Genomic DNA, 13,392 nt, shown 5'->3' with positions numbered 1-13,392 from the left:
CGATATGACTGAGCTAACAAAGGATGATATGGATAGAGTTGTTGATACTATTCGATTTGAAGTCGAAAGCACAGATTCTATACCCGAATTTGAGTTTGTTGAGATGCATCTATTGAATTTTGAATTTATAGAACTGTTTATCCAGTTTTATTGTAAGGGATGTGTTTTTGAAAAAATAATTTTCAAAAAATCCCATTTTACTCGATGCATTATAATGGACTCTAAGTTTGTAAGTTGTATTTTTGAAAATTGCAAAATTCATGCGAGTAATATTGGCGAGGAGTTTATTGATTGTAAGTTTATTGATTGTAGTTTTGATGAGAGCAGTTTAGGCTCTTATTTCGTATCAGTATTATTCCAACAATGTAATTTTTGGAACTCTTACTTTTTTAAATGCAGGTTTAAAAATTCTCAGTTTGAATATTGTTACGGGTTTCGTTTGGGGAGTTTTAGAGATACATCAGAAGAAAATGTCCGTTGGATTCCAGCTCACTTCCAAGAGATATCTAAAAATGAGTATATAAGGATTTGTGAAATATTGAAAGAGGAACTTCCATTACTTATTAAAGAAAAATCAGTCGATGAATGGATTAAGGATGATATTTTGGTGGAATCGATTAAACTTAAATACAGTGGTTGGGATAATTTGCATGTAGATCACATTTCTTCAGGCATTTATGAACATTTACCAGATGCCCACGATTTTTTCAGTCATTTTTACAATAGTCAAGAGCATCATAGTGGATATACTCGCTTAAATCAGGGTATTATTAATGATGAAAAAGCTCATAATCCAATAACTACTAAGCCATGAAAAACCTCATTTACATCCTCTTCTTCCTCTTTCTCCAGCACCTGAGCGCCCAAACCCCGCGCCAGGTACTCGACCTCATTCCGGGCACTGTCACCACCCTCGGCGCCCAACCCATCGAAGCCCTCAACCCCGCCACCCCTATCCCGGCCTACCAAGCTGCCAGTACCCCCACCAGCTACGACCCTAGCACCACCACCGAGTTCGGCATCCAAGCCCTCAATGCCGCCCACACCCTACCCGGCGACGTAAAAGAGGTCGACCTCGAAGAAATCACCCCCGCCACCTGGCGCTGGCTGCACCTGAGCTACACCAAACCCGATGGCTCTACCGCCCAAGTTTACCTGCGCCGCCCCCTGTGGTGGATGCAGCAGCACGGGGCTCGCGCCCCCGGTGACCACATCACCCTGCTCATGCCCGAAATGGGCATCGTAGGCCGAGCCCGACTCGAAGCCATTCTGCCCAGCACCCTCGATACCCGCAGTTGGGACTACCGAGCCCAGGGCGACTACGCCCACTACCCCCTCACTGGCTTTTTTGCCCACGAGAGCGCTGAGGTATGGGATTTGTACTTTACCTCCTCCAAACAGCCCGTGGGGGCTACCTACAATCACCCCTTTTATTCCACCGACCGCGCCCAGTACGTATACGCAGGTGAACTGGCGCTGGGTGAACATATCCTGACCCAATCGGGCGATACCGTACAGTTTTTGATCAAGCGGCCACATGCGGGGCTGAGTACCAAGGTGTACAACCTGGAGGTATGGCGAGCACACAATTTTCTGGTGACGGGAAAAGGGATGGTCGTGCACAATAATGGGTGTATGGTGGAGGTGATGTTAACCGATCCATTGACTTGTTTGATTGAAAACTATAGAGAGAGAATCTCAAGAATTGCTAATAGATTTGGTAGACCAGAGGCGTTTGAACAACTGCTAAAAACTCTTGCATCAGCTGGAGAGGATGGCCTTAAACTACTTCAAAGAATCGAGTCTGGAGTATTTGAAAATGTTGAAGGGTACACGCAGCTACTTAATAATGCTAAAGCTGACCTTCAAAGCGTAAGATCCGTGAATCAGGCTTTAAATAATGCAGAGGAATTGATCTCAAAAGATATTTCGGTGAGTGATTTACGATTTGAACATAATACAGGTACTGGACTTCATGATGTTGATTTAGGAATTAAAAACCCTAACATTCCGGATGCATACCTTGTAGCATACCAGTTTAAGTATTTAGAAGGAAAACTTAATGCGACTAAAATTCAAGGTGCTGCAAAACAGTTAATAGAAGTCAACTCAGAGAAAAAAATCCTTGGATTTATTTGTGATCCAGAAACAACTATAGACGATATCCTAAATCCGAGTATCATTAAGGAAATGCGATATCAAGCAAAATTGACATTTCCAGATAAAGGTGCAGGTATCCACGAATTTCATTTTCATCTTTCAGATGGCACTAAAATTGTAAAAACTGTTGCTGACCTATGAAAACAATAAAATTTCCTTACATGGGATTTGAAATTTCTTGGTATTTTCATGATAGTGAGGCTACTGAATATCCGCAATACATCATTGATCGTACTGCGAATAAAAAGGTGTATGTGGATTTGGAGCAACTGCTTTTGCTTTTATCTAAGCATCAATTGCTATTTCCAACATATGTAATTGATGAGCCATCACGGAGAATTGAAATTCAAGGAAAAACCATACAGCAATCAATTTGTAACTTAAAGGAGCTAATTCTTCAAAAGGAGATATCTGTTGAAATTCTTCGAATCGGAGGATATGGATTTGTCCTTGATGATAACAAGGAAATGGTGCTCCAAAATGACCTGATTGTTGTGGATAGCTTTCGGTTTTTTGAACGAGCTTTTTGCATTTCAATCAATACAAGTATTTGGCTGCCAATTAGATTTGAATATCAAAATGATTATGACTGGCAAGTGAATCTTGCAAAAAACAATAGCGTTCGTTTAGAGAATTGTCTCAAAGAAATAAAAGAAGTCCTAGCCATTAATGTTACCCCTGCTGAGGATGAACTCGATCGGGAAAATCCCATCTGGCAAAAAGGTTTTAAACTGTACGTGAATCCAGAAATTCTATTACGTGAATATCGGAATAATCCACCTTCAAGTGCTTTTGACCTCCAAGAATTTTTGATTGACGAGCAATCCAACAAACCAAAACCATGAAATACCTCTTTTACATCATCTTTTTCCTCCTGCTCCAGCACCTCGGCGCCCAAACCCCGCGCCAGGTACTCGATCTCATTCCCGGCACCACTTCCACTTTCAACGACGCCCAGGACGAGCTCAGAATCGGCGTAGGCAACCGCGTACTCTTTGTCGTGTACCGTCAGTTCAAATACGAGCTCTGGTCATCTGATGGCAGCGAGGCAGGTACCAGCATGCTGATGGTGGGCACCAATGGGGAAGACTATCCCGAGTTTTTGCCTTACGACAGCAAACAAGTGCTCTTTGTAGCGGATCGCAACAATGGAAACCGCACAGGTGGCGAATTGTGGATCACAGATGGTACCGCAGCGGGCACCCGCAAGCTATTCAGCAATGCCAGCAGGCTAATTCGCAAGGTAGTAGTACACCAGGGGCAAATTTTTTACGTGAGCGCTTCGGCTTCCGAGTTTTTTGACCAAACCGAACTGTGGCGTTACAATCCCACTACGAGTGAAAACCAGATGTTGGCCCGCTACAAAGGCCCCGATGGCATTCTAGATGTAGTATCCTTTTCCAATCAACTCATTCTGCTGGCCCAAAGCAAAGACAGTACTTACCAACTCATCAAGTCGGATGGCACTGTGGCGGGCACCCAAGCCTACCACACCCTGAAGAATGATGGCGAGCTGGGCGGTTCCCCTTTGTTGACCGCAACCGAAAAGCAGGTGTTTTTCTTTTTCCAGTACAGCAAAAAAGATGAACTCTACCGTACGGATGGCACTGCCGCGGGCACGCTGCGGCTGGCTACCTATGAGCCGGTCGTTACCGGTGAAGTGGCGCGTCGCGAACGGGAATTTATTGGCTGGAACAACCTTTTCTTTTATTCCGCTTGCCCACTGGGCACCAGCTTTTGTACCTATCGCGATTTTTTTGTATCCGATGGTACGGTGGCCGGCACCAAACAACTCGATTTTAACGATCGCTCTAAAGAGGATGTCAATTACCTCACGCCATATCGGAACAAGTTGTTTTTGCATGCTGGCCAACCCTCCGGTGTCGCTACTACCGATGGTACCCTGGCGGGCACCCGTTTCCCGATTGTAGACAACCGCAATAACTCCACTTATTACGGTGGAGATTACCTCTGTGTGTTGCAGGATTCGTTGTACTACGTCGGTTACCGCGCTGGCGGCGGTGATGAGTTGTATCAATCAGATGGCACGGCAGCAGGTACCCGCTTTATTGATCTCCGCCCTGGCAGCATCAGCAGCGAACCCGAACAACTGACCCCGGCGGGCAATCGTCTCTTTTTTACGGCCAACACCCCTGTCGCCGGGCGAGAGTTGTGGGTATACGAACCGAAAAGCAACACCACGAGCACCCGCACTCCCGAGGCATTGCCAGCACTGGTGCAGCTTTGGCCCAATCCGGCCACTACCCGTTTGGAAGTGTCTGCCCAAGCCCAGGTCGATTTGGCTCAAATCCGGGTGTATGACCTACTGGGTCGCCCTCGGTTTCAGGCAGCAGTAAGCGGGCAGTCCATTTCCACGTCCATCGACCTCAGCACCTGGCCGAAAGGTTTCTATTTGCTGGAGTTAAGGGCGCAAAATGGTGCCAGGAAAATAGAGCAATTTTTGTTGAAATAACGATAGGCAGCTTCGCTGCTTGTTTTTGTGTATGTAGAATTTAATGCTAGAGTTCCGTGGCAATCAGCCGCCATCGGGCTGATTCTGTATTTATGTAAAAACTACAACACAAGGACATGATAAAACACCCATCGAGCATCATTTGGCTACTCCTGCTGTGCCTCAGCAGCATTGGCCTGAATGCCCAAAGTGAGGCCCAGGTGCGCTTATTGGGCATTCACAGCAATGGCAAAGCCCTCTTGCGCTGGGCACCTACCGATTTCAAATCCTGGCAACAAGGTCGGGATCAGGGTTATCGCCTGGAGCGCTACACCATTTGGAACACGGGCAGTACCCTGAGTGCGGAGCAAATTCTCGCCTCCAAGGTTGTTTTGACCACTCAGTTGTTGCCACAACCCGTGGAAGTGTTTGAAGCAATGTCGGACACCAGCAATGCTGCCGGGGTGGCTGGGGCTGCTTTATTCGAAGACAGCGTACAAGTGAGTGTGGGTACCGGCGATCCCTTTGTCCGTGCGCTCAGCCTGAGTGAGCAAAACGATAGCCGTTTTGGCCTGGGGCTCGTGGCTGCGGATGCCTCTTTCCCGGTGGCTTTGGCGATGGGCTTGGGTTTTCGGGACAATACGGTGGCCGCCAACTCGGTTTACGAATACCGGATCCGCTTTTACAGTGCCGATACGACCCAAACGAGCGCAGCCTGGCTGACGACCATCGATACCCGCCAAACCCAGAGCTTGCCCGCTTTACCCGCACCTACTACCGATGTCAACGTCAAGCAAGTTTTGCTGAGTTGGTCAAAGCAAGGTCTGGACATGTACTACACGGGCTATGATGTAGAGCGTTCGGCAGACAATGGGAGCAGCTGGCAAAAACGCAATCAGGAAACTATCCTTCCGCCAGAAACAGAAACTGCACTCAACCCCAACGCGGTGTTCTATACAGATACCCTGGAGTCGGAAAGCGTGACATACCAGTACCGTTTGCGGGGGCATTCCATTTTTGGCATCAGTGCACTGGGTACCAGCAACAATGCCAAAAGTACCCCGGCACCATTGGCCGAAAAGCCTTCCATCACGGATGTAGCGCGGGAAACGGGGAGCAAACTCTTGGTGAAATGGAGTTTCCCCAGCGGTTTGAATGCCCAAATCAAGGGTTTTAAAATCTATCGCTCACCCTTTGTAGATGGCCCCTTTGTCGCCTTGAGTAGCTTGACAGCAGCGACTGCCCGAGAGTACCTGGACGCCACTCCGCTACATACCAACTATTACCAGGTAAAGGCGGTGGATGTACACGACCGGGAATATGCCTCGCTTGCATTGCTGGGCCAACCCGAAGACAACACCCCACCCGTGCAAGTAGCGGGCCTCAGTGGCCAAATCGACGCCACTGGCCTCACTCTGATCAAATGGACGCACAACCCCGAAGCCGACCTGAGTGGTTATCGCATTTATTTGGCTGACGCTTTGGAGGGCGAATATGTGCAGGTCAACGGTGAAACAGTGTTGGCTAATGCTTTTTCCATCCAGGTGCCGATGAACACCAGTTCGGAGTACGTCTACTTCAAAGTACGCGCAGTAGATTTTCGCGACAATTTGGGCGATTTATCGACTGCACTCAGTCTCAAACGCCCCGATGTGATCCCTCCCGCTCAGCCCAATCTGGCAGAAGTGGAGCCCGTTAGCCTGGGCGTCAAAGCAAAATGGGCACCCAGTGTCAGTACCGACGTAGTGAGCCACGAAGTGCAACGCCGTTCGATCTTACAAACTGACTGGACGACCATTGCCACCTTAACAGATAGCCTTTCCGGGGATCAAATGACGCTCGACACCACTTTACGCGATGCCGCAGATTGGGAATACCGCGTCGTAGCCACCGACGAGGCTGGCTTGAGCAGCACTTCGGCCACGGTGAAGGTGACTTTGCCCAACGTGAAGCGGCCAGCACTCAGTGCAGTAAAAGCAGAATCAACGATTGTGGAGAACAAACCCGCCATTAAGCTCAGTTGGGAGTATGTGCAGGATCCCTTGTTGCGCGCTTTTGTGGTATACCGCGCTGAAAATGGCGGACCTTTGCGCGAATTTCAATACCTGGACGCCGCTACCTTTTTGCCGCTTGGGCAAGTAGAACAAGGTCGAGCCTACTACGCCTGGCGAGATACCCAGACCAAAAGTGGGGAGAATTACCAATATCAACTTGTCGCCAAATTTTTGGACGGCAGCGCTTCGGGCATGTCCGCAGCGGTGACTAAATCCTTGTAACCCGCCACAAAAAACAAAACACCATGAAAAAGACAATCCTTCTCCTCCTCAGCTTTTGTTTGAGCCTCCAGGTATTCGCCACCATCCGCATCGTCAGTACCACGGCGGCTACGGGCAGCTGTACGGGCAGCATCAGGGTAGAAGCAACGGGTACTGCTGGGCCCTTCACGATCACCCTGATTAAGTCCGATGGCACTCAAATCCCCTTCAGTAGCCCTTTTACGGGTACTAAAACCCTACCCAACTTGTGTCACGGCACTTATACGGTGAAAGTATTCAATCGCTTTGAATGTGCTGCCGAGTTAAGTGCCACGGTAGGGAAACAATTGAGCATCAAAGATACGATCCTTTACAATTGTGATGCCAATGGCAGCATTGTGATCACCCCTAGCGGTGGTGATGCTCCTTATACCTATGTTTGGGTGGGGCCTGGATCATTGTATGTACCGCCTCAGAATCCGGTATCGGTATCCCGATCCGGGACTTATTCCATCACAGTAACCGACTCTAAGGGGTTAAGAGCTTCAAAGTCAATCAGCTACGTACCCTTGGTGAGCCAAGCTGTACCAGGCTCTGCCCAAATCAGCATCCAGGCAAGTTGTAGCAGTGGCCAGGGAGGGGGGAGCATTTGCATCAACGTCGACACTAGCAAATGGAAAATAGACTGGCCAGCATTGGGAAAAACAGGAGCCTGTGTGAACAACATCAATGCTGGCACCCACTGTTACAAGTTGACGGATCGGGGCTGTAATAAAGTAACGAACCAGTGTGTAATTGTGCCGATTGGAACACCAAAAGCGCTAAGTATAGTGAGTGACACCAGCCGAGATTGTTCTGTGCCGCAGGAAAAGACAATTTGTGTAAAGGCAAGTGGGGGTTTGGGCCCCTTTCAATACACCTGGAGCAATGGTTCAACCTCCGCTTGTATGACGCGTAGCTCTAGTAGCCGAACAGTAACCATTACCGATGTATGCAATACTACGACAACACAGAGTTACAATTTTGGAGCTACTTTTCCTGCGCTTCGAATCGTCAGTGCGGAAGGGATCAATCAGTGTGCACACCCCAGCGAACAATTTTTGATCAAAGCCAGTGGAGGCAAAGGACCCTATACGTATGAATGGTTTGTGGGCAATCTTAGCAATACGGTGTATTCGCTGGTTGCAGGAGACATAAACAACCCATTGTCACCCGTGATTCCCAGTCAGGGGAATGTAGGCTCTCCCAAAGTTAGGGTTAAGGATGCATGTGGCAATAGTATTGAAAAAATATTGACCAGCAATAGACTGGGAGGTGAAACGATCAGTTTTGAGGCATTAAACAATATTAGCTACGATTGTGATGTGATAAAAAACATTGGGGTGTCGTTTGCAAGCAGTAGCAACAACAATAGCCTGAGTTATCTGTGGAATACCGGGGCTAGTACCAGTCAGATTAGTGCTACCCAAGCTGGAAATTACACGTTGACCATCACCAGCAGACAAAATAGTACTGGAAAAACATGCCGAGAGGTGTACAATACCAGTATTCCTGCAGATTTTGTTGCTCCTTTCTTCCAGGTATCATACGTGGTTACTCCCGCCAGCAATGGCAGCAACAATGGCAAAATTGACCTGAGTGTGTTTGGTGGAGTAAGGCCAATGATCTTTTCCTGGGGCCCAGGTGGACCCACCACAGAAGATAGAAGCAATTTAGCTGCCGGAACCTATACGGTAGCTGTATTGAATAACAGTTGGCCTTATTGTGAGAAAAATATTAGCATTCAAGTTCCAACCTTAGCGGCCAATTTTGGGGGTGCCGAGGATTTAGGGGTTTTCAGCGCCAAACCCCAATCAATAACTTCCACGGCAATGGGGCGTTTTTTGTCAAAAGTATACCCTAATCCTTTTGAAAAGACCTTTAAACTGGAAATTGACTCATCCTTACCTGGGAATAGCGACATAGTGGTGTACAATACGCTGGGACAAGTTGTATTAAAACAACAGGCAATGCTTGTTTCAGGCCTTAATGTACTGGAACTTGATTTGGGCACAGCACAAAACCAGCAGGTGTTTTATGTTTTTGTGCGTCACAAGTCCGGCCAAACGAACTACCATAAAATCATCCAGGCACAGAGATGAGGAACGAGTAAAATAAATAGACAGTAATTCCCTAGTTGACTAACCCTGTCAAATCGGGCTATACCATTTCTTGGGGAAAAGCGAATAGCGAAAAGTAAAAAGGACCTCCCTTTGCTTTTTGTTATTCGCTTTTGCTTTTTTACTATTTTTACTTGAAGTTGAAAAAAACTACATCAGATCATGAAGCGAATTTGTGTCATTGGCGCAGGCTGTTCGGGTATTACCACGCTGAAAAATTTATTGCAAGCAGGGTTGACCGATGTCGTCTGTTACGAACAAAACGACCAGATTGGTGGCAATTGGGTGTACTCAGCGGAAGAATCTCATTCAAGCGTGTGTGAAACAACCCACATCATCAGCTCCAAAACGATGTCGCAGTTCGCCGACTTTCCGATGCCCGCCGACTATCCAGATTACCCTTCCCACGATCAATTGTTGAAATACTTTCAGGCTTACGCAGCGCATTTTGGCTTGTATCCCTATATTCAGTTCAATACCAAAGTGCAAAAGGCAGAAAAAATCGCGGGTGAAAAATGGTTGATTACCCTAGGCGACGGCCTACAAAAGACCTTTGATTATTTGCTCGTTGCCAATGGCCACCACAATGTGCCCCGACACCCTGAGCATTGGCCGACTCAGTTTGCAGGGCGGTACATGCATTCCCACAATTATAAAACAGCCGAGCCATTCAAAGGCCAAAAGGTGTTGATCGTAGGTGCGGGCAATTCGGGTTGTGATTGCGCGGTGGAAATCAGCCGGGTAGCCAGTTTTGTGGCCATCAGTACCCGAGGGCCACAATACATCGTGCCCAAGTTTTTTATGGGCAAACCTACTGATACCTTTAACGGCCAAATGTTGTGGGTTCCCAAACCCATTGCGGCTTTTTTACGCCAGTTGAGTCTGAGGATACAGGTGGGGAAATATTCAGATTACGGCTTGCCTGATCCAGATTTTCCAGTCCTCAAGGCGCATCCCACGGTCAATTCAGAATTGTTGTACAAAATTCGCCACGGCAAAGTCCATCCCCGCAAGGGCATCGTGAAGGTGGAAGGCCACAAAGTGTATTTTGCCGATGGGGTAGAAGAGGAGTACGATACCATCGTCGCTGCAACGGGCTACAAAATCAGCACTCCGTTTTTTGCCCCCGATTTTATCAATTACGAAGAAGCGGATCGGGTGCCCCTTTACCTGCGCATGTTCCATCCTCAGCATCCCAGTCTGATTTTTATTGGACTTTTTCAACCGCAGGGCGCTGTTTGGCCGTATAGTGATTTACAGGCCAAATTGGCTGCAAATTACATTGTCGGGCGCTGGGCTTTGCCTAAAAATCTGGCAGAATTGGCGGAGAAGGATGCCGAGCATGTCAGTCGGGAATTTTTACAGGCCAAACGCCATAGCATCGAAGTTCACGCGCACGAATTCGAGCGGGAATTGAAAAGGCAAATTCCTAAAGATGCCCCATAATATTTAGGCGTAGGAATTCCAAGGTTTGCCGTCAGACAAAAGGCGAAGCGATAAAAAGTTATATCCATGCAGTTGCCCCAAATGAGCCGACCAGCGGCAGAGCCGCGCAACGTCAATAGGGTAAGGGAACGAAGGTAGATTTAAGGTGCGTAGCACCGGAACAATTGCCCGCTGTTCCGGTGCTACGCACCTTAAATGCACTGCTTGGCTTAAATGCTATCGACGTTTCGCGGCGCTGCCGCTGGTCGTACGCTCTAATATGGTGCAAATTGTATCACTTATTGTCGCAACAATTTTATAAAATTTAGAGTCGAGCGACAAACCCTGCAAACCTGCACCCCATTTTTCATCAACATCTTGAGTTTATGCTGCAAGCAAATGTTTTTTCCCAACAAGTCGCCCTGGTTACCGGCGGCGGAAGTGGCATCGGATATGCCATTGCTAGCCAATTGTTAAAGTCAGGTGCCCAGGTTTTTATCTCCGGGCGCAAAGAAGAAAAACTCCAAAAAGCACAGGAGAACCTGAGCCAACTGGGCACTTGCCATTATCAGGTGTGTGACATCCGGGATAGCGCCCAAATCCAACAACTCGTAGCGTTCATTCGGGAAAAAGCCGGGCGCCTGGACATCTTGGTCAACAATGCGGGCGGACAATTCCCCTCTCTGGCTGAAGACATGGCCGAAAAAGGTTGGAATGCCGTGATCAACAACAACCTCAATGGCACCTGGTACATGACCCAGGCGATGGCCAAAGCTTTTTTTATCCCCCAAAAACAAGGGGCTATCCTCAACATTATCGTCAATATTTACCGGGGAGTCCCCGGAATGGCGCATACTGGCGCTGCCCGCGCCGGAGTGGACAACCTAACCAAGACCCTGGCCGTGGAGTGGAGCAAATACAACATTCGGGTCAATGCAGTGGCCCCGGGTATCATCCAGTCTTCAGGACTCGAAAACTACCCTCCGGAGATGTTGAACGGCCTGGCTGAAACCATTCCGATGCAACGCCTGGGTACTACTGATGAGGTGGCCTGGTTGAGCGTGTTTTTGGTTTCCCCGTATGCATCCTACATCACGGGCGAGACCATGTACGTGGATGGTGGGCAACGCTTGCATGGCCAACAGTTTCAGATTTGATTGAATACTTTGTGAAAACATCAGTTCATGACACTCCAAGACAAACAAGAACTCAAGGGCTTGAATGAAGCCAACCTAAAGAGCATACTGGCCTATTTTTATGAATGGGAACAAAAAAAAGGCGATGCCGTTTTTTTGCGTCAACCAGAAGGGAATGACTGGAAAACCTATTCCTGGAGCGAAGTTGGGCAAATGGCACGCCGACTGGTTCGCGCCTTGTACGGCATGGGCTTGGAAGAGGGGGACAAAGTCGCCATCGTGTCTAAAAACTGTTACCACTGGATCGTCAGCGATCTGGCGCTGATGATGGGGGGCTTTGTTTCGGTGCCTTTTTACCCCAACCTGACCGCCAAAGAACTCAATCAGGTGTTGTCGGCCAGCGAGGCAAGGGTCATGTTGGTGGGCAAACTGGATGATTGGGGCAGCATGCGTTCAGGTGTGGTGGAAGGGGTGGAGCTGATTCGCTTTCCCCATTATGAGGGCAATTCGCGCGTTGAAGAAGGCCTGGATTGGGATCAATTGCTCGCTGGAGTAACCCCCATTGAAGGCAACCCTCTTCCTGGACTCCACGACCTGTGGACGGTCATTTTTACCTCCGGCACCACTGGTGTACCCAAAGGGGTGATGCTGAATTATTACCACGCCGCTGCCTTGATTCACAACGAAAAAGTCAACGGCAACCTGATCGATTTTTCTACCGAAGACCATCGCTTTTTCTCTTTCCTGCCGCTCAATCACATCGCCGAGCGCATCATTGTGGAATGTGCGTGTATGGCCACCGGGGGTAGCATTTCTTTCAGCGAGTCGATTAATACTTTTGCCCAAAATCTACAAAGTACTCAGCCCACTCTATTCATGGCGGTACCACGCATTTGGTCCAAATTTCAACTGGCCATTCTGGAACGTTTGCCGGAAAGGCGCTTAAATTTGTTGCTCTCGATTCCGGTACTGGGGGCATTTTTGAAGCATAAAATCATTCAGGGACTGGGTTTGAGCAAAGCCAGGGTTTTACTGACCGGGGCTGCACCTACGCCCGACTCAGTGAAAGCTTTTTTCAAAAAACTGGGCCTGGCCGTCCAGGAAGTTTACGCCATGACTGAAAATGCGGGTGGCTGTACCCTAATGCCCCGCGCCGACATTCGCCCCGGTACAGTGGGCAAACCAATGGCCAATGTCGAAATCCGCATCGATCCCCAAACCCAGGAAGTGATCATGCGTGCCCCCTGGATAATGGCTGGTTATTACAAAGACCCGGAACGTACCGCGCAGGTCATTCAGGATGGTTGGCTCCATACTGGTGATCAAGGAGAGATCACCCCGGATGGTTACCTGAAACTGACGGGTCGCGTGTCCGATACCTTTAAGTCGGCCAAAGGGAAATTTATCGTCCCCGCGCCGATTGAATGGGGTTTTGCCAAAAACAGCTACATCGAACAGTTGTGCGTGGTAGGTTTTTCCATCCCGCAACCCCTGGCACTGGCGGTGCTTTCTGAGATTGGCCAAAAAACGCCACTGGAAATGGTCCAAGCTTCTTTGATCCAAACCCTGGAGGAGGTCAATGCTGGACTGGCGCATTACGAACGGGTGAAAGCGGTGGTCATCACTCGGGAGCCCTGGGCGGTAGAAAATGGAGTGCTGACGCCTACCTTGAAAATCCGCAGGGAGGCGCTGAATCGGAAGTATGCGGAGCAGTATGAGCATTGGTTTGAAAAAGGGGAGCGGGTGATATGGGAGTAGGTTTTCCTTCTAAGGTGTTTCTAAGGTGTCTTAGGTTTCTAAGGTGG

At 48.5% G+C, this 13,392-nt stretch carries 9 protein-coding genes; all 9 read left to right on the top strand.

What is annotated here, in order from left to right:
• Positions 1-4 precede the first annotated feature (4 nt).
• The 9 genes from ACEW9O_RS03230 to ACEW9O_RS03190 all read left to right on the top strand — a co-directional run bounded on the left by ACEW9O_RS03230 (position 5) and on the right by ACEW9O_RS03190 (position 13,345).
• Entirely contained in the window at positions 5-814 is an 810-nt protein-coding gene (locus tag ACEW9O_RS03230; RefSeq protein WP_373548683.1) for a hypothetical protein, read from the top strand.
• Complete coding sequence (locus tag ACEW9O_RS03225) at positions 811-2,301, top strand: Hint domain-containing protein (RefSeq protein ID WP_373548682.1); 1,491 nt, start codon at positions 811-813, stop codon at positions 2,299-2,301. The genes ACEW9O_RS03230 and ACEW9O_RS03225 overlap by 4 nt, the downstream gene beginning before the upstream one ends.
• Entirely contained in the window at positions 2,298-3,005 is a 708-nt protein-coding gene (locus ACEW9O_RS03220) for a hypothetical protein (RefSeq protein ID WP_373548681.1), read from the top strand. Before ACEW9O_RS03225 ends, ACEW9O_RS03220 begins: the two co-directional genes overlap by 4 nt.
• Complete coding sequence (locus tag ACEW9O_RS03215; protein ID WP_373548680.1) at positions 3,002-4,633, top strand: T9SS type A sorting domain-containing protein; 1,632 nt, start codon at positions 3,002-3,004, stop codon at positions 4,631-4,633. The genes ACEW9O_RS03220 and ACEW9O_RS03215 overlap by 4 nt, the downstream gene beginning before the upstream one ends.
• Before the next feature lie 116 nt (positions 4,634-4,749).
• Positions 4,750-6,888, top strand: coding sequence for a fibronectin type III domain-containing protein (locus ACEW9O_RS03210; RefSeq protein ID WP_373548679.1), 2,139 nt, complete (start codon positions 4,750-4,752; stop codon positions 6,886-6,888).
• Between the two features lie 23 nt (positions 6,889-6,911).
• Positions 6,912-9,008, top strand: coding sequence for a T9SS type A sorting domain-containing protein (locus ACEW9O_RS03205; protein ID WP_373548678.1), 2,097 nt, complete (start codon positions 6,912-6,914; stop codon positions 9,006-9,008).
• A gap of 180 nt (positions 9,009-9,188) precedes the next feature.
• Positions 9,189-10,472: a flavin-containing monooxygenase gene (locus ACEW9O_RS03200; RefSeq protein WP_373548677.1), complete on the top strand. Its 1,284-nt coding sequence runs from the start codon at positions 9,189-9,191 to the stop codon at positions 10,470-10,472.
• Between the two features lie 365 nt (positions 10,473-10,837).
• Positions 10,838-11,608 (top strand): SDR family oxidoreductase, encoded by a 771-nt coding sequence (locus tag ACEW9O_RS03195; RefSeq protein WP_373548676.1) that lies wholly within the window; start codon positions 10,838-10,840, stop codon positions 11,606-11,608.
• Between the two features lie 27 nt (positions 11,609-11,635).
• Complete coding sequence (locus tag ACEW9O_RS03190; RefSeq protein ID WP_373548675.1) at positions 11,636-13,345, top strand: AMP-binding protein; 1,710 nt, start codon at positions 11,636-11,638, stop codon at positions 13,343-13,345.
• Positions 13,346-13,392 lie beyond the last annotated feature (47 nt).

It is taken from the genome of Haliscomenobacter sp., from assembly GCF_041740695.1.
GTDB lineage: Bacteria > Bacteroidota > Bacteroidia > Chitinophagales > Saprospiraceae > Haliscomenobacter.
Note: the sequence above shows the minus strand (reverse complement) of the source record. Positions and strands in the feature narration are given on the sequence as shown.